Source organism: Nocardia cyriacigeorgica NBRC 100375, assembly GCF_000308555.1.
In the GTDB taxonomy this organism is placed as follows: domain Bacteria; phylum Actinomycetota; class Actinomycetes; order Mycobacteriales; family Mycobacteriaceae; genus Nocardia; species Nocardia cyriacigeorgica.
The window spans coordinates 1-23,310 of record NZ_BAFY01000028.1 but is presented as its reverse complement, the minus strand read 5'-3'; the positions used below and the strand labels follow the sequence as shown (position 1 = coordinate 23,310).

Sequence of the window (23,310 nt, the reverse complement as noted above, 5' to 3'; positions counted from 1 at the left end):
GTCGGCCTCGCGCACGGTGGGCACGGCGACGATGGAGACATCGAAATTCAGGTCGCGCACCATCTGGCGGATCAGCGTGAGCTGCTGATAGTCCTTCTCGCCGAAGAAAGCCTCGTTCGGCTTGGCGATCTGCAGCAGCTTGGCCACCACGGTGAGCATGCCGGCGAAATGCGTGGGGCGGGTGCCGCCCTCGAGTTCGGCGCCGAGCGGGCCGGGATGCACGGTGGTGCGCGGGCCGTCCGGATACATATCGGCCACGCTGGGCGCGAAGACGATATCGACGCCCTCGGCACGCAGCAGTTCCACGTCGGCGTCGAGGGTGCGCGGGTACTTGTCCAGATCCTCGCCCGCGCCGAACTGCAGCGGGTTGACGAAGATCGAGACGATCACGATCGTGTTGGTCCGCTTCGCCCGACGCACCAGCTCGAGGTGGCCCTCGTGCAGGGCACCCATGGTCGGCACCAGGCCGACGGATCGCCCGACGCCACGCAGCGCCTTGGACACCGCGGCGACCACCGACGGGTCGTGCAGCACATTCAACTCACCGGGCGTGTAAGCGCTGTCGAATTGCCGGCGCTCCCGGGTCCCTCCGTGGTTACGCAAGCTGCCTCCTCCGGGCCCGTCGCTCGCGCCGGGGCGAAGTTTCGGATCCATCATCGACGCTCCTCCAGCAGTTCGATCAGGGCGGCATCGGAATCGACCCGCTCGGCGGTGCGCAACGACAGCGCCCGATAGCTCGCGGCCAGCCGCGGATCCAGGGAGTCGAGCGCTTCCAGGTGTGCGGCGACCGCGGCGGCGTCGCCCCTGGCCACCGGGCCGGTCAGCGCGGACTGGCCGCGGCGCAGGGCATTGTCGAGGGCGGCCGAGGCCAGCGGGGCCAGCAGCCGTTCGGCCAGGCCGCCGGGCGCGTCGTCGACCACCTGCTGGCCGAGTAGACCGGGGCCGTCGAGTGCGGCACGCAGGGCGGCGACGGCGTCGACGATGACCGTGACCAGGTGATTGCTGCCGTGGGCGAGGGCCGCGTGATAGAGCGTGCGGTGCTCCTCGGCGACCCGCACCGGCTCCCCGCCCATCTCGATCACCAGCGACTGCGCGATGGCGTAACCGATCTCGTCGGCGGCGGTGATGCCGAAACACGCGTTGGCCAGCCGGGCCAGATCCTCGTCGTGGCCGGTGAAAGTCATGGCGGGATGAATAGCGAGCGGACGAGCACCGAGTTCGGTCAGCGGAGCGAGCACGCCGACGCCGTTCGCGCCGGAGGTGTGCGCCACGAGCGTGCCCGGCCGCACCACCCCCGCGGAGGCGAGTCCGCGGATCAGGCCGGCGAGTTCGCTGTCGGGCACGGCGAGAATCAGCAGTTCACTGCTGGCGGCGACCTCTTCGACCGGGAGAATCCTGGATTCGGGCAGGCGCGTGCGCGCACGGTGCACCGACGCGTCGGAGATCGCGGAGATGCCGAACACCACATGTCCGGCGCGTTCCAACGCGACGCCGAAGGCCGAACCCACGCGTCCCGCCGAGACGATTCCTACCGTCAGTCGTGCAGGCGCGGGATCGGGACCCGACGCGGCGTTGCCAGAGTTCACACTTGGCGAGGTCAACAGTGTCCTCTCGGATGTCGTTCCAGTCCCGCTCGGCGGGTACCAGACGTTACGTCACGAGAATATGGGCAAGCCCCGCCATGCGCCATGGCCGGGCCCCGTGATCTACACCGCAGTCAGCTCGGCCGGTTGCTCTGCTCGGATTGCAGATTCGCCATGATCTCGGCCACCGACAACCGCTTGGACGAGGAATCCCCCGACTCCGATTCGGCCCGCCTGCGCCGCCGTGAGCTGGCCGAACCGAAGGTCGGGCCGGTCGATGCGGTGCGCGCCGGTGATGCCGGTGCGGGCGAGTCGGAAGTGCTCGATCCCGGATCGTCGGCGGGGGCGGACGTGGCAGTCGAAGTCGCGCTCGCGGCCGAATCCGACCACGCCGGGAGCCGTTCCGATGACCAGGTCGAGGCGCCTGGAGCGGGAGGGCCGACGATCGGCTGATCGTGGATCTCGCCCGGTGCCGGCGGCCCGACCAGCGGCGCCTGCCCGGCCGCAGCCGAGGCGACCCAGGGCGCGGTCGCGTCGGCGTCGTCGGGTTCGGCCGGAGTCTCGGAGAAGGCGTCGGCCCAGCCGGTCGTCGCGCCGAACGGATCGGCCGGCTTGCCGTTGGCGCCGGAGCTCTCGGCGGCACCGTCCTCATCGTGGTCGAGAGTGATGATCGAGGTCTCGGCGGTCACCGGATCGTCGAAGGGGCTGGCGAAGACCGGCGGCTGCGGATGATCGGTGTCGTAGACAGGCGTCACCGAATCGCGTGGCAGCTGCGGCCCGGCCCAGCCGTCGGCATTCGTCGAGTTAACGTTCGCCGAACCGGCCGGTCGGCCGGTGAGTTCCTGGACCCGCACGGCATCGGCGTGCAACGCGGGGCGATCCATCGGGAGATCACCGTCGAACAGCCGCTGCAGACTCTGCCGAAGCACCGTCAGCTCGGCCCGCAACGCGGCCATTTCGGCGGCGTCGGCGCCCACTTCCTGGCGTACGCGGGCCTCGACGCCGAGCTCGTATTCGCGCCGGGCCGAGATCTCGCGGTCGAGCTGCAGCTCATAGACCTTCTGCAGGTCGCGGACCTTCGCCTTGTCGACGGTCGACTCCTTGCGGTACTTCGTCGCCGCGAGGGCGCCGAGCACCGCCGCCCAGAGCGCGGCGACCAAGCCGATCCGAATAAATTGCACGCTATCGCTGAAAATCAGGAAAATACTGGCAACCAGGCCGAGCAGAATCAGTGCACCGATGAACAATTTTCCCGCATAGTCCCGCCGTCGGGGGGAGCTGCTGGTACGGGAGGGTGAAACCATGCCCGCCAGGGTAGCTCGGATGACCGCGGCGGCCCAGGTTCCGGGGTGGTGATTCACCCAACCATGTTAGCTATGTGGTAGCTGGATCGTCGGTGGGATCGTCGGGCGCGCGGCAGCAATATTCGAGCCACAACGCGGCCGCCACCAGTGCCGCCGCGGCGCCGAGTCCGATCAATGCCCCCGGCACATCGGCGTCGGCCGCGCGGAGATCGCCACGCTGCGGAAACACCCAGATGAGGAAGCCGAGCCAGACGCCGGCCGCCAGCGAACCGACCTGCGCCGACGCCTTGGCGAGGGCGACCGCCCGCGCGGCGGTGATCGGATGCAGTTGATGCGGCCCGTCACCGATGCGGTGCTCGTTGACCCTGGCACGGATGATGAAGCCGAGCGCGACCTCGATCGCGGCCACCGGATACAGCGAGGCTCCGGCGAAGCTGGAGATCGGCGGGAAGCTGCCGTAGGCGATGCGGGTCGCCGCCCAGGCCAGTGCCGCGGCAATCAGCAGGTTCGCGGTGAGATCGAGGGCACGGGTGGGTTTCAGCTGCTGCACTTGCCTGCTCCCCCACGAGTCAACGTCAGATCGGTGCGGTGCACGCCCTCGCGCTCGGCGGCGTCGAGTCCGGCCAGCAGGTCGCGCACCCGGTGCGTGCGGCCGTCCACCTCCAACTCGGCGTCCGGCTCCACCTCCAGCCACGGCACCAGCACGAACGCCCGCCGATGGGCCTGCGGATGCGGCAGGACGAGCTCGGGATCGTCGCTGCGGCAAGGCCTTCCGTCCTCGGCACACCACACCACGTCGACGTCCAGCGTCCGCGCACCCCAGCGCACTTCACGCACGCGCTCGGCCGCCCGCTCCAATTCCTGGCCACGGCGCAACCAATCGATGCAGCCGAAGGCCGGATCCTCCACCACCACAACGGCATTGAGGTAATCGTCTTGTTCGACCCCACCCCACGGCGCGGTCGAGTACACCGGCGACACCGCGACGACCCTGGCGCCGAACCCGTCGATCACGCTGCGCAGGTAGCCGAGCCGGTCGCCGAGATTGGAGCCGATGGACAGGACCGCGCGACTCATCCGGCCACCCGTTCCCTGCTGGTGATCACCCGGACATCGGCGAAGGCATGCGGGATCGGCGCGGACGGTTTGTGCACAACCACTTCCACGGCGTCGATGCGGGAATCGGCCGCCATCACCGCATCGGCGATCTCGGCGACCACGGTCTCGATCAGATCGCGCGGCGGGCCCGCGACGATACTCACCGCGAGGTCGGCCAATGCGCCGTAATCGACGGTGTCGACCAGATCGTCGGAGGCCGCGGCGGCGGTGAAACCGACCCATACCGTGAGGTCGACCACGAACTCCTGGCCGTCGCGCTTCTCGTGGTCGAACACGCCGTGATGGCCGAAGACGCGCAGTCCGCGCAACTCGATGCGGTCGCGCGCACGCCGCGACGGCGCCCGGCCTGCCGGCTCGTTCACCGCACCACTCCCGCCGAGGCCGCGGCGCGCTGCCAGGCATCGGTGACCGCGATGGCGTCGAGGGAGGCGCGCACATCGTGCACCCGCACACCCCAGGCGCCGTGCAGGGCGGCCAGCGCCGAGATGGTCGCTGTCGCGGTCTCGCGCCCGTCGGGCGGGCGTGGGCCTGTCTCATCGGCCAGCAGCGAGCCGAGGAACCGCTTACGCGAGGCGCCGATCAGCACGGGAAAACCATCGGCGACGAACTGGGGCAGCGCACCGAGCAGGGCCCAATTGTGTTCGGCGTTCTTGGCGAAACCGAGGCCGGGATCCAGGATCAGCCGCGCCGGATCGACCCCGGCGGCGACGGCGTGGCGTACCTGGGTGTCCAGTTCGGCGCGCACCTCGGCGACCACATCGTCGTACTGGTCAGCGGGACCGGTGTGCCGGTAATCGGCGTCGGCCCGCCAGTGCATGAGGATCCACGGGACATCCGCACCGGCGATCACCTTCACCATGTCGGCGTCGGCGCGGCCGCCGGAGACATCGTTGACGACCGAGGCGCCCGCGGCGATGGCCGCCTCGGCGACCTGCGCACGCATGGTGTCGACGCTGACCGGCACGCCGGCGGCGACGAGGCCGCGGATCACCGGAACCACCCGCCCCGACTCGGTTTCGGCATCGACCCGGATCGCGCCCGGCCTGGTCGACTCGCCACCGACGTCGATGATGTCGGCGCCGGCTTCGAACAGTTCGATGCCGTGCCGCACGGCCCGTTCGGGATCGAGATAGCGGCCGCCGTCGGAGAACGAATCGGCGGTCACGTTCACCACGCCCATCACCACGCAGGAGCGTCCCGCGCGCGGCCGGACTCCTGGCTGCGGTGTGTGGCTCACTTGCGCAGAATCAGATCGAGCGCCTCGGCGCGTGAGGCGGCGTTGGTCTGCAACAGCCCGCGCACCGCCGAGGTGGTGGTGCTCGCGCCGGGTTTGCGGATGCCGCGCATCGCCATGCACAGATGCTCGGCCTCCACGACGACGATCGCACCGCGCGGATCCAGCTTGCGCATGACGGCGTCGGCGATCTGACTGGTCAGCCGCTCCTGCACCTGCGGGCGCTTCGCGTACAGGTCGACCAGCCGGGCCAGCTTGGACAGCCCGGTCACCCGGCCGTGCGTGCCGGGGATGTAGCCCACGTGCGCGACACCGTGGAAGGACACCAGATGGTGTTCGCAGGTGGAGTACAGCGGGATGTCGCGCACCAGCACCAGCTCCTGGTGCTCCTCGTCGAAGGTGGTGTTGAGCACGGCGTCCGGCTCGAGGTAGAGCCCCGCGAACATCTCCCGGTAGGCCCTGGCCACGCGGGCCGGAGTGTCGATGAGGCCCGGCCGGTCCGGGTCCTCGCCGACGGCGATCAGCAGCTCCCGGATCGCGGCCTCGGCGCGCGGCTGATCGAAGGGCTTACCGGTGTGCAGCGCGATGAGCTCGGAATCGCTCAATTCCGGCCCGGGGTCGTCGAGCACCGGCCGAGCGGGCACGGTGGGAGCTTGGCCGTTGCTGTGATCGTTGGCCGACAATCGAGGACACCTCCAAATCTCAGGGTGCGGGCGCAGCGCCCGGCCCCGAGGATCGAGCGTAATCGGCGCTGGTCAACCCCTGCCGTTCGGTCCGTCCCAGTCCCGATTGCCGCCCTCGGTACCTGGGGTGTCGGGGTATGCGCCCCGATCGTCATAACCGCCGCGGTCGTCGTAACCGCGTTCGGGCTGGTAGCCGTGCCGCGGACGGCCCTCACCCGGCTCGGGCCATGCGCCGAAACCACGGTCGCCGGACTGCTCCTGCGGCTCCTCACGGGGCGGCCAGCCAGGAGCCGACCAGCCGGCGGGAGCGCCGTAATCGGGCCGCGAACCGTGCGTTGGGCCGGGCCGCTGGTAGCCGGGGTGCTGCGGCGGCATCGGATAGCCGGTCGGTGGCTGAGCCGGGCGACCGTGCTGCGGTTGCGGCTGGTAACCACCCGCGGGCGGGTAGCCGTTGGCCGGTGCGGGCTCGCGGGCCGCGGTCGCGGCCGCGGGCAGCGACGGCGCCACCGGCTCCGGCGGCCACGGCTCGCCGCGCTCGGCGGCCAACTCGCCCGGGGTCTTGACCGGAGGCTTGTCCGAGGGCACGCGATCGCCGAAATCGTTGAACGCGGTGATCCGGGGGCGCTTCTCGACCGCCGCGAGGATCTGCTCGAGATCCTTGCGGTGCAGGGTCTCGCGTTCGAGCAGCGCGGTGGCCAGATCGTCGAGGACGTCGCGGTAATCGTTGAGGATCGACCACGCCTCGGTGTGCGCGGCCTCGATCAGGTTGCGCACCTCCTCGTCGATGGCGCCCGCGACCTCGTGCGAGTAATCGGAGGCCTGGCCCATCGAGCGGCCGAGGAACGGATCGCCTGCCTCCTGGCCGTAGCGCACCGCACCGAGGCGCGCGCTCATCCCGTATTCGGTGACCATCGCGCGGGCGATCTTGGTGGCCTGGTCGATATCGGAGGACGCGCCCGTGGTGGGCTCGTGGAACACCAGTTCCTCGGCCGCGCGACCACCCATCGCCATCACCAGCCGGGCGATCATCTCCGAGCGGGTCATCAGGCCCTTGTCGTCCTCGGGCACCGTCATGGCGTGGCCACCGGTGCGGCCGCGGGCCAGGATGGTGACCTTGTAGACCGGCTCGATGTCGGGCATCGCCCAGGCCGCGAGGGTATGGCCGCCCTCGTGGTAGGCGGTGATCTTCTTCTCGTGCTCACTGATGATGCGGCTCTTGCGGCGCGGACCGCCGATGACGCGATCGACCGATTCCTCGAGCGATTCACCGGTGATCATCGAGCCGTTCTCGCGCGCGGTGAGCAGCGCGGCCTCGTTGATGACGTTGGCCAGATCGGCGCCGGACATGCCGACGGTGCGCTTGGCCAGCCCGTCCAGATCGGCGTCGGGCGAGATCGGCTTGCCCTGCGAATGCACCCGCAGGATGGCGCGACGGCCGGCCAGGTCGGGGTTGCCGACCGGGATCTGGCGGTCGAAGCGACCGGGCCGCAGCAGCGCCGGGTCGAGGATGTCGGGCCGGTTGGTGGCCGCGATCAGGATGATGCCGGTGCGATCGCCGAAGCCGTCCATCTCGACCAGCAGCTGGTTGAGGGTCTGCTCGCGCTCGTCATGACCACCGCCGAGGCCCGCGCCACGCTGACGGCCGACCGCGTCGATCTCGTCGACGAAGATGATGCACGGGCTGTTCTGCTTGGCCTGCTCGAACAGGTCGCGCACGCGGGAGGCACCGACACCGACGAACATCTCGACGAAGTCCGAACCGGAGATGGTGAAGAACGGCACACCCGCCTCGCCCGCGACCGCGCGCGCCAGCAGCGTCTTACCGGTGCCGGGCGGGCCGTAGAGCAGCACGCCCTTCGGGATCTTCGCGCCGAGCGCCTGGTAGCGCACCGGGTTCTGCAGGAAGTCCTTGATCTCGTAGAGCTCTTCGACGGCCTCGTCGGCGCCCGCGACATCGGCGAAGGTGGTCTTGGGCATGTCCTTGGACAGCTGTTTGGCCTTCGATTTGCCGAAGCCCATCATGCCGCCGCGACCACCGCCCTGCATCCGCGACATCACGAAGATGAACAGGCCGAGCAGGATGATCATCGGCAGCACGAACAGCAGGATCTGGGTGAGCCAGCTGTCCTGCTTGACCACCGTGTTGTACGGGGCGCCGGACTTCTGCACGGCGTCGAAGATCTGCGCGGCGGTCTGGCTGCCACCCGGATACTTGGCGATGATCTTGGTCTCGCCACCGGTGGCCTCGTTGCCGTTGTTCAGCTCGATCCGCAGCTGCTGCTCGCGGTCGTCGATCTGGACGTTCTTGACGTTGCCCTGTTCCTGGAGCTGGCTCAACGCCACCGAGGTGTCGACGTTCTTCCAGCCGCGCGTGTCGTTGCCGAAGTAGCTGAACAGATAGATCACGAGCAGAATGCCCGAGACTATCGCCAGGGTGCGAAACACAGTCTTGCGGTTCATAGAGCGTCGGCCGGGCGGCCAGTCCTTTCCGGTGTCTCCGGTTTTTGCCTAGCGATGCGAACGGATGCGGACATGCCACGTTACCGCGTACGGTCTATCCGATACATCGCGCAGTTCGGCCGGTGATGGGAGTTCAACAGGTAAACGGCCGGACAACGCCCGTGGTTCCCGATCTCTCCGGCCTGGTTTGTGCCGAGTGGTCACAATCATGGCATGTTCGGCCTATCGTGAGCGACGGCACAGTGCGGTGCCCCGCCGAGAGCACCCCAACCACATTGAGCGCAGGGGGTATGGACATAGTCGAGCTACGGACACCCACAGCGATAGTGCGCCACGGCCGGGGGCGGCTGATCGTCCTACGACCCGGCGGTGACGGCGACAAGATCGACGGCGAGCGAGTGCTCGACGTCCCGGTGACCGACCTGCTCAAGGTCCGCCTGAACCGGCGGGCCGACGACGCGGTCGTCATCGAGATCTACCTCCGATATCCCACCCCCGTCCTCACCGGCGTGCCGGCGGACCGCACCCCACTGCCGGTGCTGATCGCCGAGCACGACGTGCCGGCCGCGGTCGAGATCGTCGACCGGATCAACGATCAGATCCTGGACTTCCAGCGCGTCGACGTCGCGGCCCCGGATCTGACCCCGCCGGCCCCCGAGTGGAATTCCGGTGGCCCCGTCCGCGCCGACGTGGAGCGCGCGGTGCGCCGGATGGTGCCGCGGAAAGAGGCGAAATCCGCGATCAACGCCCTGCATCGGCTGGCCTCGGCCGATGAATACGTGCTGGAGACGGCGCTGGCCGTCGCCCATCCGCCGGCCGGGCACGGTCAGGGGCTGCTGGCCGCCACCACCCAGCGACTGCTGTTCATCTCCATCGGCAACGGCGAGCGTTATGCCCATGAGCTGGCGATCGCCGCCATCATGTGGGCGCGCAGCACCGACGGCACCGCGAGCGCGCCGGGCGAGATCGGCACCTTGCGCACCGACACCGGCATCGACGTGCACGACGGCAATCAGACGCTGCACTTCACCGGACTCGATCGGGCCGACACCCAGCGCGTCACCTGCGCGGTGAACTTCGCGATCCGGCTGGAATCGGCCGACGGTGTGGCCGGGCCCGCCGATCCCGGCACCGCGCAGCTGTACGCGGAGTGGGAGCTGCTGGTGGAGCGGCATTCGCTCGGCATGGTCGACGACACGCAATTCCAGCGGTACGGGCGCGGCATCCTGCGGTCACTGCCCGGGGTGTAGGGCGAGGCTCGCGGGCCCGGCCGCGGCCGGGCCCGCGGTCGCGTTCAGTTCAGGCCGATGCGCCGCCACGGGCTGGTCGGGCGGGTCCACAGCCGCAGCAGTTCCATCCTGCGGTCCACACCACCGTCCTTGAGCACGGCCAGATCCTCGGTGGCCTGCCAGTAGGTCCAGCCGGTCAGATAGGCGTCGCCGAATTGCCGCCAGTTGCGGTAGCGGCGCCGCGCCAGCGGCAGCGCACGCGCCAGATAACTCCACGCGATATCGGCGTCGAGATATCCGGCGGTGAACGCCATCCGCGCGACCGCGACCACCCTCGCCAGATCCCAGGCGTAGATATCGCCGGGCAGCGGGCGCGACAGATGTTCGGTGAAACCGATCTTGATGGCCTGGGACCAGATGTCGTAATCGCGGACCAGCGCCTCCGGATTGTCCATCCCCCGAAACGATCCGACCTGACGCAGAAAGGCTCGGTGCCGGTCGGCGCGCTCACCGAAACGATCGCGTTCGCTGGCATTGATGGAGGCCATCACCAGCGGGTGCACCAGCGCGTACAGCGGCGCGTGCATGCCGTCGAGCAGCTGTTCCATCGACGCGCGCGCCTCGGTGCCGTCGGTGATGCCCCAGGCGCCGGTGAGGGTGTCGATGGCCAGTTCGCGGCGATCACCGAGCGGATGTTCGCGTTCGGGGCCGAGCAGCAGTTCGTCGTGGAAGGCGTCCCAGCGGGCGGAATAGAACGCACCGAGTGCCAGCGCGCGCAGTTGATCATCGGTGATCTGCGCACCGGACCAGTGGTCGTCCTCGCGCTGATCGAGCTCCTTGTAGGGGAATGTTGTCAACGTGGGTAGACCGCGGGCAGGCATAGGGCGAGTTTAGAGGGCGCTGCCGGACGCAGTCCGTCATTCGACCGCGCATGGCCGGAGCGAATGCGGAGGTACGCCTAGGTGCCCGGAACCCGTCGGTGGCCGGTTCACCGACCGCGTTCGAAGGTTTTTCACATCTTCGTTTTCTTGGCCTGCCGAGGGCGGTGCCGGAGGGCTAATGTGCATTCATGTGTAGAAACATCACCGTCTTGCGTGGCCTGGAGCCTGCCGCTACCGAGCAGGAAATCTATGCCGCCGCATTGCAATACGTGCGCAAGGTCGGTGGCCTGACCGGCCTGAGCTCCACCACCAAACCGGCGGTCGACAAGGCCGTCGCCGCGATCGCCGCCGCGACCACCGAATTACTCGCCGAACTACCCGACCGCCGGGTGCCACCGAGCACCGAACCGCCGCTGCGCCGCATCGCCGCGCGCGAAGCCCAGGCGTAGTGGTTCACGCGTTGTCGCCGGGCAGCACGCCGGGCCCGTAGGCGGCGACACAGGCGAGGGCGGTCTGCAACGGCAGCGCGCGCTCGTCGATGCGGTGGCCGAGCAGTTCCTCGATCCGCTGGATCCGGTAGCGGACGGTGTTCTTGTGCACGCCGAGCAGTTTCGCCGCCGCCTCCGGGCTGTGCTGGCAGCGCAGGTACGCGCGCAGCGTCTCGCGCAGCCGGGCCGAGCCCGCGTCGCGGCGGGCCAGCGCCCGCAACTCGCGCGCGATCAGTGCGCGCATGGCCGCCTCGTCGACGCCGGCCAGATACGCGATCTCCACGTCACGGTAGGCCGTGATCCGCGGCCCGTCGGACGGGCCGCGTTCGGCGACGTGGCGTGCCGCCATCGCCTCTTCATGACTGCGCCGGAATCCCGCCACCCGATAGCCGGGGACGCCGAGCGCCACCCGCACCGGCGCCTCGACCAGGTGCGCGAGGCCGTCCACCTCCGGCAGCTGCGCGTGCGCGCCGTCCAGGCCGATCCAGGCCCACATGCCACTGGCCCCGGAGGCGACGGTGAGCACCCGGTTGCTGCCGAGTTCGGCGGCCAGCCGGGCGCAGACGCGGTCGAGCACCCCGCTCATCTCACCCTCGCCGCCGGCCTCGGCGGGCTCGTCGGTCCATAGCACCACGGCCAAGTGCTGCTGATTGAGCCGGTAGCCGAGCCGGGTCGAGGACTGCTCCAGGTCGACGTCGTCGCCGGCGAGCACGGCCCGCACGGTTTCGGTGCGGCGGTTGAGCGTGGCGCGCAGCACGCGTTCACGCTCCTCCAGATACGTTTCGGTCAGCGTCTCCACCGATGCGCCGACCCACTGGGTGGCCCGTTCGAACATCCGCATCATGACCACGCGTTCGATCGGATAGGGCGTGCGGCGCTGATCGAGGGCGTCGGTGAAATAGTCCAGCACCGCCGCCAGTCCGGCGTGATAGGTGCGCAGCAGCATTTTGAGTTCGAAGCCGCGACGGGCGAGGGTCCTGGCGAAGGCGTGCGCCTCTTCGGGCAGCACCGGGTCGATGGTGTCGCTGGTCAGACCGCTGAGCACCACGCGGGCGTGGGCGCGGGTGCTGGCGCCGAGATCGCGGCGGATATCGCGGTCGGCGAGTTCGGGAATGCGGGCGACGATGGCGCTGTCGAGCCGCTCGACCACCTGATCCAGGGTTTCGCTGCGCATCGTCTCGTAGACGAATTCGGCCAGCCAGTACCGGACCTGCTCATTGGCCGGAGCCGAACCATCGGCGACGGCAGGCCGATCGCGGGAGAGCGGGCCGGGAACCGGGTTCGTCATCAGCTACCTCACGATCCCCCAGTTGTATCGAGAGCACAAAGCATCCCGCGTCGGTTGACAGACAAAGCCAAGAATGTCTGTGTCAATTGTGCCACGATCATAGTTCGTGAGCTGCTTCACAGCAGCCGAGCACAGCAGAGCCACGATGTAGTGGGAGAGACCGTGACCGACACCGAATCCGCCCGACCGACGAAACGAACGACGACGCGCAAGAAAGCGCCCGGCCCCGCGGTGATCGAGGTGCGCAATCCGGCCACCGGCGAGATCGTCGGCACCGTGCCCGAGGTGTCGGCCGACGATGTCGCGGCCAAGGTCCGTGAGCTGCGCCTGTACCAGCCGGAGTGGGAGGCCATCGGCCCCGAGGGCCGCAAGGAATGGCTGCTGAAGTTGCAGGACTGGCTCATCGACAACACCGAGCAGCTGGCCGATGTCCTGCAATCGGAGACCGGCAAGCCGCGGGTGGACGCGCTCATCGATCCGGCCTTCTCTGTGGACCTGACCGGCTATTACGCCCGGCGCGCGCCGAAGTTCCTGGCCGATGAGAATCCGTCGCCGCACAGCCCGCTGGCCCGGACGAAGAAGCTGACGGTCGCGTTCAAGCCGTATCCGGTGGTCGGCGTGATCACGCCGTGGAACTTCCCGCTGGCCATGCCGGTGGTCGACGTCATCCCGGCGCTGGCCGCGGGCGCCGCGGTGATCCTCAAGCCGTCCGAGGTGACGCCGCTGTCGGCGGTCGAACTGGCCCGCGGCTGGGCCGAGATCGGCGCGCCGCCGGTGCTCGCGGTGGTGACCGGTGCCGGTGCGACGGGCGCGGCCGTGGTGGACAACGCCGACTACATCCAGTTCACCGGTTCCACCGCCACCGGCCGCAAGATCGCCGCGGCCTGCGTCGAGCGGATGATCCCCTACAGCCTCGAACTCGGCGGAAAGGATCCGGCGATCGTGCTGGCCGACGCCGATATCGATCGGGCCGCGCACGGCATCGCCTTCGGCGGAATGTTCAACGCGGGCCAGGTCTGCATCTCGGTCGAGCGGGTCTACGTCGAGGCGCCGGTCTACGACGAATTCGTCGCCAAGCTCACCGCCAATGTCGCCGCGCTGCGGCAGGGCATCGACGGCCGCACGCCGAACCACGATGTGGGCGCGCTAGCCAATGAGAACCAGGTGAATATCGTGCAGCGGCACGTGGACGAGGCCGTGGCAGCGGGCGCGAAGGTGACCACGGGCGGCAAGCGCACCGGTGTCGGCACCTTCTTCGAGCCGACGGTGCTGGTCGACGTGGATCACTCCATGTCGTGCGTCGCCGAGGAAACCTTCGGCCCGACCCTGCCGGTGATGAAGGTGGCCGACGAGGCCGAGGCGATCCGGCTGGCCAACGACTCCATCTACGGCCTGTCGGCCTCGGTGTGGACCGGCGACAAGGAGCGCGGCGAGCGGGTGGCGCGGCAACTGTCGGCGGGCGCGGTGAACATCAACGACGTCTTCTCCAATATGTTCAGCTTCGCGCTGCCGATGGGCGGCTGGGAGAAGTCGGGCGTCGGCGCGCGCTGGGGCGGACCGAACGGCGTGCGCAAATACTGCCGGGCACAGGCGATCACCAAGCCGATCCTGCCCACGCAGGAAAAGGAACTGATCTGGTTCCCCTATCAGGTACCCAAGATCCTGTTCGCGCTCGGCGCGATGCGGGCTGCGGGTGCGCGCGGTCTGCGCCGGCTCGATGTGCCTGCGCTGCTGCGACTCAAGGGCGATTCGAAGGGTGCGAAGTAAATGGCAGACGCGATGAAGATTCGCGGCAAGGTCGTCGTCATCACCGGTGGTGCGCGCGGCATCGGGCTGGCCACCGCGACGGCGTTGCAGGCGCTCGGCGCCAAGATCGCCATCGGCGATATCGATGAGGTGACGGTCAAGGAGTCGGGCAGCAGCCGCGATTTCGAGGTCTACGGCCGGTTGGACGTCACCGATCCGGCCTCGTTCGAGGCGTTCCTCGACGAGGTGGAGCGCATCCTCGGCCCGATCGATGTGCTGATCAACAACGCGGGCATCATGCCGACCGGCAAGTTCGCCGAGGAGCCGGATCAGGTGACCCGCCGCATCCTCGACATCAATGTCTACGGCGTGATCCTCGGGTCGAAGCTGGCGCTGGCTCGGATGCTGCCGCGGCGCAGCGGGCACGTCATCAATATCGCGTCGCTGGCCGGTGAGACCCATATCCCGGGTCTGGCCACCTACAACGCCAGCAAGCACGCGGTGCTCGGGTTCACCGACACACTGCGCGAGGAGTACCGCGGCTCGGGCGTCAGCTTCTCCTCGGTGCTGCCGACGTTGACCAAGACCGAACTCGGTTCCGGGGTCAGCACGCCGAAGATTCTGCGTCCGGCCGAGCCGGAGGAGATCGCCGATGCCATCGTCGAGCTGATCGCGGCACCGAAGTCGAAGGTCCGGGTGACGGCGGTGGCCGGGGCGATCGCCCAGGTGGTCAATCTGCTGCCGGAGTCCTGGGGCGACGGGCTGGCGCGGGCGCTCGGTTCCAACCGCGCCTTCCTCGATGACGTCGATTCGGCGCAGCGCAAGGCCTACGAGGAGCGCGCACGCAACGTCTGAGCCCGTGTGCTCTCGGCCGGACTGTGGCGCGCGCTACGGCGCCGTGAACGTCTTCATGACGGACGCGGCGCCGTTTCGCTTTCCCAGCTCTGGGCGGATTCAGACGCTCGGCAAACCTGATTGTGAGCAACATCACTGGCCGTTCAACGGGCGCTCAGCGGTCCGCGCGGCCGCCGGACGCGCGGGCCGGATCAGGAACACTTGCGTACATCGATCCGCCCTGACCTCGGCAGCATCCGCCCTGGTCACCCACCCCTCTGTGCGCTACCCCGGGAGCCGGAGCCATGCATCCCGAACCCTCGTCGAATCCGATAGTGCGCAACACCATGACAGGCCATATGCTGTGACTAACAAACCTGTTGACCGTTTCGGGCCGAGATTCCGAACTTTCCGGTTTGATTAGGCTGGAAATCCGGCACCAATTCTGATAGCAATAAGCTATGGACCCGCATTTGCGCGACCTGCGGTATTTCGTCGCTGTCGCTGAGGAACTGCATTTCACCAACGCCGCGCAGCGGCTGCACATCGCACAACCCACCCTCTCGCGCCAGATCCGGCAGCTGGAACGCCAGCTCGACGTGGTCCTGTTCGATCGCAATCAGCGCAGTGTGGCACTCACCGTCGCGGGCAAGGAACTGCTCGACGGCGCCCGCAAGATCCTCGAGCTGTGGGAAGTCACCAACTCCTCCCTGCAAGAGGCCGGTGAGGTGCTGCGCGTCGGCATCCAGTCCACCCTCGGCCGCGGACTGCTCAACGACCTCGAAAGCGCGAGCGGGCACCGGCTCGCCCTGCACGCCGCCTCCTGGACCGACCCGTCCAGCGGCCTGGCAGGCCGCCAGGCCGATCTCGCGCTGGTCTGGCTACCGCTGCCCGATTCGAACCGGTACCGCTGGCAGGTGCTGCGCACCGAGGACCGCTGGGTGCTGCTGCCGGAGAACCACCGGCTGGCCGATCAAGACAGCATCGACTTCGCCGACCTGATGGACGAGCCGTTCGTCGCGCTGCCGCCCGAGGCGGGTGCGGTCCGCGATTTCTGGCTCGGCAACGACGGCCGCGGCGGGCGTCAGCCCAAGATCGGCGCCGAGGCCGCCACCCCCGAGGACAAGCTGGAAGCGGTGAGCCTCGGCCTGGGCGTGTGCCTGCTCGCCGAGAACAATGTGCCGATGTACCGCTGGCCCGGTCTGACCGCCCGCCCCGTCACCGGACTCGCGCCGTGCGAGCTGGCGGTGGCCTGGCGTGCCGACGACAACCGGCCGACCATCCTGGAATTCGCCGGCCGGGCCGCCCAGGGCGGATTCGCGAGCAAACCCGCCCTTGCGGTCTGAGCCACCGGACCTACCGAGCTAGTCCTGCCCGGACGGCCGATCCGCGGTCGTCCGGGGCCATGGGTGCTGCTGCTCCAGCTGGGCCGCCAGCCGCAGCAATGTCGACTCGCTGCCCGGCGGGCCCGCGAGCTGCGCCGCCACCGGCGTGCCGGACTCCGGGTGCAGGCCCATCGGCACCGTCATCGCCGGCCAGCCCACCAGATTCCACATCGGGGTGAACGGTGAATAGCGCGGGCTGTTGATGAAGTTGGTCAGCCAGCCCTTGGCGTGCCAGGCCTTCGCCTGCGGCGGCGGGAGCGCCAGCGCCGGGGTGATCACCACATCGTGGTTCTCGAAGAACTCGACCAGCCGCGCCTCCACCCGCTCGACCTGCGCGGGACGCACCAGTTTCAGCCGCACGATCAACCGGCCGAGCGCCAGATGACGACGGGTGCGTTTCTGCAACCGCTCCGGATGCGGCAGCTCATCGGCCTCCGGGATCGCCAGCATCGGCCAGCGCAGCATCACCGCGGTCACCGCGTCGCCGTAAGGCAGTTTCACGGTGTCGACGGCGTGCCCGGCCGCGGCCGCCGCTGATCCGGCCGTACGGGCGGCGGCGGTCCAATGGCGGTCCACCTTGATCAGTGGACTCGGCGCGTTGACGGCGAGCGCCACGCGCAACGGTGCCTGCGCCTCGACGTCGGCCAATTCCGGCCGGCCGGCCATCACCGACAGGGTGAGCGCCGCATCGGCGACAGTCGTTGCCAGCACGCCGTTTTCGGTCATCCCGGCCCATGAGTCCGGGCCGACCTCGGCGGGAACCACCCCGCGCCCCGGCTTGACCCCGACCAGGCCGCAGCAAGCCGCCGGAATACGCACCGACCCGAGGCCGTCGTTGCCGTGCGCGACCGGAACCAGCCCGGCCGCCACCGCCGCAGCGGCCCCGCCCGAGGACCCACCGCAGGTGCGCTCGGGGTTCCACGGATTGCGGGTGATGCCGTCGGGGCCGTCGGTCATGCCCCACAGGCTCAGTTCGGGCACCGCGGTCAGCCCGACGACCACCGCGCCCGCCTCCCGCAATCGCGCCACCACGGGGTGATCGCTGGTGGCGGGCGTCGGATCGGTGGCCAGCGACCCGTCGAGTACGGTCTCGCCCGTCACCGCCACATTGTGTTTGATCGCCACCGGGACACCGGCCAACGGCAGTGCGTCCAGATCACGCTGTTCCAGTTCGGCCGCCTCCGCGCGCGCCTGCTCCGCGCGCACCACGTCGAAGGCATAGACCTCGGCATTGCCCTCGTCGATCCGGGCCAGTGCGGCGTCCACCTCCGTCGTCGGCGTCGTCGATCCCTCGCGCACCCCGGCCGCGGTCGTGACGACCGGGCCGGGTGGAGTGATCGTGTCATTGCCCGCTTGCGAATTCGCGGGCTCTTGTGCCCCCATCGGTGCCCTCCTACCGTGGCCTGCCCGTCGTCGGGCCCGGCCGCGTTCATCCAGCTCGTAGCCCGACGCAACGTTGCCGAAACCGGGTGAGACACCGTGCCAGTGGACGTATCATTGCCGATTACCGGTCGCCGTCGATGGCGTCGGGTGTGGCGGAGTTTATCGGCAACCCCGTCGGCCGACCAGTGCACATTTCGCGGCATCCACCCAGCAACCCCTTGGGATCATGAGCGCCGAACCGGAGACCACCCCCGATCCACCTCCCGCAGCGAATTCCGTTGCGGGAGCGGCCTCGCCGGATTTCGACGGCGAGGCGACCACCCAGGCCGAGCAGCCGACCCGTACCACTGCCGCGCCCTTCGACATGGCCACCCAGCTCGACACCGGGCCCGGCAGTGGTCCCGGCACCGGTCCAGGCACCGACGAGGCGCTGGACCGGATCGAGGTGGGCACGAGCATCGGCGATTTCGATCTGCTCACCGGCCTCGGCAGCGGCGCCTTCGCCCGCGTCTTCCTGGCGAGGCAGCGTTCGCTGCAACGACTGGTCGCGGTGAAGGTCTCCGCCGACCACGGCACCGAACCGCAGACGCTGGCCCAGCTCGACCACGACTACATCGTTCGGGTATTCGATCAGCAACTGCTCGAATCCGGCCGGGCCCGCGGCTCGCGGCGGCTGCGGTTTCTCTACATGCAGTTCCTGCCCGGCGGGACGCTGCTCGGGGCGCTGCGCTGGGTGCGCGCCACCCCACCCGAGGAACGCAACGGCAGGCTGTTGCTGGACGCGGTCGACACCGCGATGGAGGAGAAGGGCGAGATCCGGCCCACCGATTCCAGCGTGCGCGCCGAGATCGCCACCCTCAGCTGGCCCGAAACGGTGGCCTGGCTCGGCAGGCGGCTGGCCGAGGCGTTGGATTACGCCGCCTCGCACGGGGTGCTGCACCGCGACGTCAAACCGGCCAATGTCCTGCTCACCGCCGAGGGCGTGCCCAAACTCGCCGATTTCAACATCAGTTTCAGCCGCAATGTGGAAGGCACCAGCCCGGTCTCGTACTTCGGCGGGTCACTGACCTACATGTCGCCCGAGCAGCTCGAGGCCTGCCATCCCGGCCGCGAACGCAGTGCCGGCGACCTCGACACCCGCGCCGACATCTACTCCCTCGGCGTGCTGCTGTGGGAGCTGCTGACCGGCGCGAAACCGTTCGACGACACCACCGCGGGCGCGGGTGATCAGGGCGACGACACCACCCTCGAGGCGATGCTGGAACGGCGCAGCACCGGCGTCGACGAGTCCGCGCTGGAGCGGCTGCCACCCGATTGTCCCGCCGCGCTGCGCCGAGTCCTGCTCACCTGCCTGGAGCCGGACCGGGACCGGCGCTGGCCCAACGGCGCGATGCTGGCCAGACAGTTCGACACCTGCCTGGATCCGCGGGCCCGCGAGCTGGTCGATCCGGCCCCCGACAGCTGGCGGCTGCGGCTGCGGCCGTGGATGGTTCCGGTGCTGCTGTTCGCGCTCGGGGTGCCCAACGCGCTGGCCTCGCTGTACAACATCGAGCACAACCATCAGCTGATCGTCAGCAGGCTCTCGGAAGAAGCGCAGCGCAACTTCGTCATCATCACCGGGATCGTCAACTCGATACTCTTCCCGACCGGTATCGCGGTTGTGCTGTATCTGGCCCGCTACGTCCTGCGGGTGACGCGCGGGCTGCGCAAGGGCAAACGCTTCGACTCCGACACCCTGCGCCGCGCCAGACGCGACACGCTGCGGCTGGGCGATCAGGCCGTGATCGTCGCGTTCACACTGTGGGTGGTGGCCGGCTTCACCTTCCCGATCGCGCTGCGGCTGACCACCGACGATCTACCCGCGCGCGGGGTGTGGCATTTCCTCGCCTCGCAGGCGGTGTGCGGCGCGATCGCGGTCGCCTACCCGTTCTTCCTTGCCACCTTCTACCTGGTGCGCTGCGTCTACCCGATCTTCCTCCGGCACGGCGACGTCAGCTCCGAGGACGCGGGCTGGCTACGCAGCCTGGACAAACGCTGCAACGGCTACCTCGCGGTGGCCGCGTCGGTGCCGCTGCTGGCGGTGGCCGGGGTGACGTTCCTGCCGCCCACCGATATCGCGGCGGTGATCGTCGCGGTCCGGGTGCTGTGCGTCGGCGGCATCATCGCCTTCGTCGGCACCTACGTGGTGTTCCGCGCGCTCGAAGCCGATCTGCGGGCGCTGGAGCGGGTGGTGTCACCGGGTGATCCGGTGACCAAACGCCTGGCGGCCGCCTAGCTCAGGCTTCGCCGCCGTAGACCCTCGGATGCAGGGTGCCGATGTAGGGCAGGTCGCGGTAACGCTCGGCATAGTCGAGGCCGTAGCCGACGACGAATTCGTTCGGGATGTCGAAACCGACGTGCGCGACCTCGACCTGGGTGCGCAGGGCGTCGGGCTTGCGCAGCAGGGTGACCACCTCGAGCGAGGCCGGGTTGCGGGTGGACAGGTTGCGCATCAGCCACGACAGGGTGAGGCCGGAGTCGATGATGTCCTCGACGATCAGCACATTGCGCCCGGCGATGTCCTTGTCCAGGTCCTTCATGATGCGCACGACGCCGGAGGACGAGGTGGACGAACCGTAGGACGACACCGCCATGAATTCCAGCTGGGTGGGGATCGGCAGCGCCTTGGCCAGATCGGTCATGAAGAAGATCGCGCCCTTGAGCACGCCGATCAGCAGCAGATCACCCTCAGGGGCGTCGGGCGGATAGCGCTTGGCGATCAGTTCGGCCAGTTCCCTGGTCTTGTCGGCAATCTGTTCCTCGGTGATCAGCACCGACGCGATGTCGTCCCCGTACACGTCCGCTGGTTCCCTTCCCTGCGTTGCTCCGCGGTGCTCTTGCGGGCCGTCCGTGGTCACGCCGCGCCGTCGCCTCGGGGCCCGTCACTCGCGCTCGCCGGGCGAACCCGATCGGTATGCGCGAGTGTCAGCCTGCCACGTTCACGCGCAGCAACCAACCTCGTCCCCGGTTCGCCGCCGCCGACCGCGACTGCGCCCTGGCCACGCCAGGCGGTGACCAGTTGGTCGACCGCGTGTAAATGTTTGCCGGTCAGGGCTTTCGCGCCGCCGTCGAGCAGCCAGAACCGGATGGCCCGGCGGCGCAGGGCGGCGGGGGCAGTGGCGAGCGTCTCGCAGGACAGCGTCACGTCATGAGTGCCCGTCGGTTGCTCTCCTGAGTGGCTCGCCACCCGCAGCAGGTCGCGGGCCAGCTCGTCGAGCACCGTGTTGTCCTCGCGCAGCTGCTCGGCCGTGCGACCGAGCGCCTCGGCTACGCCACCGCCGAGCACGTCCTCGAGCAGCGGCAGAACCTCGGTGCGCAGCCGGACCCTGGTGAACTCCGGCGAATCGTTGTGCGGATCCTCGTGCGGGGTGAGGCCGAGGTCGGCGCAGGCCTGCCGGGTGACGGCGCGGCGCACACCGAGCAGCGGCCTGCCCCACGGTGGTGTGTAGGGCGCCATGCCCTGGATGGAGCGCGGGCCCGAACCACGGGCCAGGCCGAGAAGAACGGTTTCGGCTTGGTCATCGAGCGTATGGCCGAGCAGGACGTGTAGGCCGTCGCGGGCCGCGTCGAGCGCGGCGTACCGCGCCTTTCTGGCGGCCGCCTCGATTCCGCCTTCGCGGCCGACGTCGACCGGTAGCACGTGCGCCGACCGGCAGCCCAGCTTCAGTGCCGTCGCCGCAGCCGTCGCCGCGACGGCCGCCGATCCGGGTTGCAGGCCGTGATCCACGATCAGCGCGTCGACCGCATCGCACTCGGCCACCGCTGCCGCCGTCAACGCCAGCGAATCCGCGCCGCCGGACAAGGCCACGGCGACTTCGGCGCCGAGGTCATGCCGCGTCAGCCACGCACGCACGGCATGACGCAGCTCGAGGACGGCTCGAGTCTCCACGAGGCGCGCGCCCACGGGCCGGGCCGACACCGTCCCAGCGCGCGTCCGACCAACACCGGGCCGTTCGGACGCCCGCGACGACCAATCGGCCGCCTCCGACGCCGATCCGCTCATCCCAGGACGCGGCTGATCCACCGTTGCGGGTCTTCGATCTCGTCCGGGCGCGGCAGCGTCTCGGCGTCGGTCCAGACGGTGTTGAACCGGTCCATGCCGACGGCATCGACGACGTGGTCCACGAAGGCCTTGCCGCGCACGTACTGCGCCACCTTCGCGTCGACGCCGAGCAGCGCGCGCAGCAGCCGTTGCACCGGGTTGGTCGGGCGTTTGCGGCGCTGGTCGAAGGCGGCGCGGATCTGTTCGACGGTCGGGATGACCGAGGGGCCGACGGCGTCCATCACATGGTCGGCATGGCCTTCGAGCAGAGTGCCGAGCATCAGCAGCCGGTCCAGCGCCTCGCGTTGCGGTGCGGGCTGGGTGGCGCGCAGCAGGCCGACCACGCCGCGAGCGGCGGGATCGTCGGGTGTGCCGTTGCGGCGGCGTTCCCGCACCTCGGAGACCAGGCGGGCGAGCATATCGGCCATCGGTTCGTCGCCGACCTCACCGAGGACGTCGACGTTGGCGCGCATGTAGTCGGCCAGCCAGGGCGCCGAGGAGAACTGCACTCGGTGGGTCACCTCGTGCAGGCAGACCCAGAACCGGAAATCGCTCGGCTGCACCCCGAGCGCGCGCTCCACCGACATGATGTTCGGCGCGACCAGCAGCAGAGTGCCGTCGCGGCCGGTGAACGGATCGTATTGGCCGAGGATCGCGGTGGACAGGAAAGCAAGCATGGCCCCGGCCTGCACGCCCGCCGGTTTCCCGGTGAACGCGCCGCGGCCCTCGCCGACACCGGTGCCGGTGAGCTGGGCCATCGAATCGGCGGCCGCGCCGATCCAGCCGGGCCGGTCGACGATGCGTGCCTGCGGGACCGGTTCGTCATCGAGCAGACCGGTCACCCGACGCACCGGCGCTTCGGCGCGCACCGAGGCGTCGGCGAGTTCACTGACCACCTGTTCGGCGGAGTACCGGCTGGTCCGCGGCCCGGAGGGAACCAGCGCGGCACCGGTGCGGGCCGCGATCCGCCAGTCGACGGCACCCGACAACCGGGAGCGCCCACCGGCCTTGCCGGCCGCGTCGACGGCAGCACCGCCGGATTCGACGGCACCGGAATCGCCGGGGCGTTGTTCGGTCGTCATAGGTCACCCACCCGTCAGGAGCATCCGCAATTACGCAGTGTGGCCGCGATGGCATCCAATGCGGGTCTGCTCACCTCCGGCGGCCGATCGCTCGACATCAACGCGAAGGTGAGAACTCGTCCATCACTGTCCAGCACATACCCGGCCAACGTGCTGGCGACCGATAGAGTTCCGGTCTTGGCCCGCACCCAGCCGGCGCCGTCCCGGTCCCGCACCACATAACGGCTGGTCAGCGAGCCGGTAGCGCCCGCGACGGGCAGATCATCGAGCAGCGGGGCGAGCTTGGCCGACAGCGAGGGTTCGGTGCCGGAATCCTGGGCGGGGGACGCTCCGGGACGCACGAGGCCGCCGGGCCGCAGACCCGGTTTCGTGGTGGCCGGTGTACTCGCCTGCTCGGCGATCTCGTCGTCCCGCGCGGCCGTGGCCAGGATGCGGTCGAGCACCTGCGCCGGGATGCGGTCGTCGACCGACAGGCCGCTGGTGTCGTGCATGCTGACGCCGGTCAGGTCGAAACCCGCCTGCTCGAGCGT

22 protein-coding genes are annotated in these 23,310 nt (G+C 69.3%); 6 read left to right on the top strand and 16 right to left on the bottom strand.

Annotation, left to right across the window (positions count from 1 at the left end):
* The 9 genes from panC to ftsH form a co-directional block, all read right to left on the bottom strand.
* On the bottom strand, positions 1–603 hold a 603-nt coding region (panC, locus tag RJ05_RS02015), incomplete at its 3' end, for a pantoate--beta-alanine ligase (RefSeq protein ID WP_081597123.1).
* Positions 604–653: 50 nt separating this feature from the next.
* Positions 654–1,586 carry a Rossmann-like and DUF2520 domain-containing protein gene (locus RJ05_RS02010; RefSeq protein WP_036532420.1) on the bottom strand — a complete coding sequence of 311 codons (933 nt, stop codon included), beginning with the start codon at positions 1,584–1,586 and terminating at the stop codon, positions 654–656.
* A gap of 131 nt (positions 1,587–1,717) precedes the next feature.
* Positions 1,718–2,764 (bottom strand): DUF6779 domain-containing protein, encoded by a 1,047-nt coding sequence (locus RJ05_RS02005; protein WP_138445613.1) that lies wholly within the window; start codon positions 2,762–2,764, stop codon positions 1,718–1,720.
* A gap of 193 nt (positions 2,765–2,957) precedes the next feature.
* Entirely contained in the window at positions 2,958–3,428 is a 471-nt protein-coding gene (locus tag RJ05_RS02000) for a DUF3180 domain-containing protein (RefSeq protein WP_036532438.1), read from the bottom strand.
* Positions 3,425–3,964, bottom strand: a complete 540-nt coding sequence (folK, locus tag RJ05_RS01995; protein ID WP_036532417.1) for a 2-amino-4-hydroxy-6-hydroxymethyldihydropteridine diphosphokinase — start codon at positions 3,962–3,964, stop codon at positions 3,425–3,427. The genes RJ05_RS02000 and folK overlap by 4 nt, the downstream gene beginning before the upstream one ends.
* A complete protein-coding gene (gene folB, locus RJ05_RS01990) occupies positions 3,961–4,368 on the bottom strand; it encodes a dihydroneopterin aldolase (RefSeq protein WP_051016101.1) in 408 nt (135 codons plus the stop codon). The genes folK and folB overlap by 4 nt, the downstream gene beginning before the upstream one ends.
* Positions 4,365–5,186 (bottom strand): dihydropteroate synthase, encoded by an 822-nt coding sequence (folP, locus tag RJ05_RS01985; RefSeq protein ID WP_051016099.1) that lies wholly within the window; start codon positions 5,184–5,186, stop codon positions 4,365–4,367. The genes folB and folP overlap by 4 nt, the downstream gene beginning before the upstream one ends.
* Positions 5,187–5,239: 53 nt before the next feature.
* Positions 5,240–5,869 carry a GTP cyclohydrolase I FolE gene (gene folE, locus RJ05_RS01980; protein ID WP_036532433.1) on the bottom strand — a complete coding sequence of 210 codons (630 nt, stop codon included), beginning with the start codon at positions 5,867–5,869 and terminating at the stop codon, positions 5,240–5,242.
* Between the two features lie 126 nt (positions 5,870–5,995).
* The gene (gene ftsH, locus RJ05_RS01975; RefSeq protein WP_036532414.1) at positions 5,996–8,383 is read right to left on the bottom strand and encodes an ATP-dependent zinc metalloprotease FtsH; all 2,388 of its coding nucleotides are present in this window, start codon (positions 8,381–8,383) and stop codon (positions 5,996–5,998) included.
* A gap of 290 nt (positions 8,384–8,673) precedes the next feature.
* Here ftsH and RJ05_RS01970 point away from each other — a divergent pair, with 290 nt between their 5' ends.
* Positions 8,674–9,633, top strand: coding sequence for a hypothetical protein (locus RJ05_RS01970; protein WP_051016097.1), 960 nt, complete (start codon positions 8,674–8,676; stop codon positions 9,631–9,633).
* A 44-nt stretch (positions 9,634–9,677) separates the two neighbouring features.
* Here the strand turns inward: RJ05_RS01970 and RJ05_RS01965 are convergent, their stop codons facing one another.
* On the bottom strand, positions 9,678–10,493 hold the full coding sequence (locus RJ05_RS01965; RefSeq protein WP_036532411.1) for a DUF1266 domain-containing protein: 816 nt from the start codon (positions 10,491–10,493) through the stop codon (positions 9,678–9,680).
* 188 nt (positions 10,494–10,681) lie between these two features.
* Here RJ05_RS01965 and RJ05_RS01960 point away from each other — a divergent pair, with 188 nt between their 5' ends.
* Complete coding sequence (locus RJ05_RS01960) at positions 10,682–10,942, top strand: DUF2277 domain-containing protein (protein WP_036532407.1); 261 nt, start codon at positions 10,682–10,684, stop codon at positions 10,940–10,942.
* Between the two features lie 4 nt (positions 10,943–10,946).
* Here the strand turns inward: RJ05_RS01960 and RJ05_RS01955 are convergent, their stop codons facing one another.
* Positions 10,947–12,269, bottom strand: coding sequence for a PucR family transcriptional regulator (locus RJ05_RS01955; RefSeq protein ID WP_051016095.1), 1,323 nt, complete (start codon positions 12,267–12,269; stop codon positions 10,947–10,949).
* Between the two features lie 162 nt (positions 12,270–12,431).
* Here RJ05_RS01955 and RJ05_RS01950 point away from each other — a divergent pair, with 162 nt between their 5' ends.
* The 3 genes from RJ05_RS01950 to RJ05_RS01940 all read left to right on the top strand — a co-directional run bounded on the left by RJ05_RS01950 (position 12,432) and on the right by RJ05_RS01940 (position 16,195).
* Positions 12,432–14,036: an aldehyde dehydrogenase family protein gene (locus RJ05_RS01950; RefSeq protein WP_036532404.1), complete on the top strand. Its 1,605-nt coding sequence runs from the start codon at positions 12,432–12,434 to the stop codon at positions 14,034–14,036.
* Entirely contained in the window at positions 14,037–14,870 is an 834-nt protein-coding gene (locus RJ05_RS01945; protein ID WP_036532401.1) for an SDR family oxidoreductase, read from the top strand.
* Positions 14,871–15,310: 440 nt separating this feature from the next.
* Positions 15,311–16,195, top strand: a complete 885-nt coding sequence (locus tag RJ05_RS01940; RefSeq protein ID WP_036532399.1) for a LysR family transcriptional regulator — start codon at positions 15,311–15,313, stop codon at positions 16,193–16,195.
* Between the two features lie 18 nt (positions 16,196–16,213).
* Here the strand turns inward: RJ05_RS01940 and RJ05_RS01935 are convergent, their stop codons facing one another.
* Positions 16,214–17,617 carry an amidase gene (locus tag RJ05_RS01935; protein ID WP_036532397.1) on the bottom strand — a complete coding sequence of 468 codons (1,404 nt, stop codon included), beginning with the start codon at positions 17,615–17,617 and terminating at the stop codon, positions 16,214–16,216.
* Positions 17,618–17,843: 226 nt separating this feature from the next.
* Between RJ05_RS01935 and RJ05_RS01930 the strand changes: the two genes are divergently transcribed.
* The gene (locus tag RJ05_RS01930) at positions 17,844–19,892 is read left to right on the top strand and encodes a protein kinase domain-containing protein (RefSeq protein WP_081597122.1); all 2,049 of its coding nucleotides are present in this window, start codon (positions 17,844–17,846) and stop codon (positions 19,890–19,892) included.
* A gap of 1 nt (position 19,893) precedes the next feature.
* Here the strand turns inward: RJ05_RS01930 and hpt are convergent, their stop codons facing one another.
* The 4 genes from hpt to RJ05_RS32095 form a co-directional block, all read right to left on the bottom strand.
* Positions 19,894–20,454, bottom strand: coding sequence for a hypoxanthine phosphoribosyltransferase (gene hpt / locus RJ05_RS01925; RefSeq protein WP_036532394.1), 561 nt, complete (start codon positions 20,452–20,454; stop codon positions 19,894–19,896).
* Between the two features lie 56 nt (positions 20,455–20,510).
* Positions 20,511–21,545 (bottom strand): tRNA lysidine(34) synthetase TilS, encoded by a 1,035-nt coding sequence (gene tilS, locus RJ05_RS01920; protein ID WP_234012371.1) that lies wholly within the window; start codon positions 21,543–21,545, stop codon positions 20,511–20,513.
* A gap of 110 nt (positions 21,546–21,655) precedes the next feature.
* The gene (locus tag RJ05_RS01915; RefSeq protein WP_228828981.1) at positions 21,656–22,780 is read right to left on the bottom strand and encodes an Rv3626c family coenzyme F420 biosynthesis-associated protein; all 1,125 of its coding nucleotides are present in this window, start codon (positions 22,778–22,780) and stop codon (positions 21,656–21,658) included.
* A gap of 14 nt (positions 22,781–22,794) precedes the next feature.
* A partial coding sequence (locus tag RJ05_RS32095) for a D-alanyl-D-alanine carboxypeptidase (RefSeq protein WP_036532392.1) occupies positions 22,795–23,310 on the bottom strand: 516 nt, incomplete at its 5' end.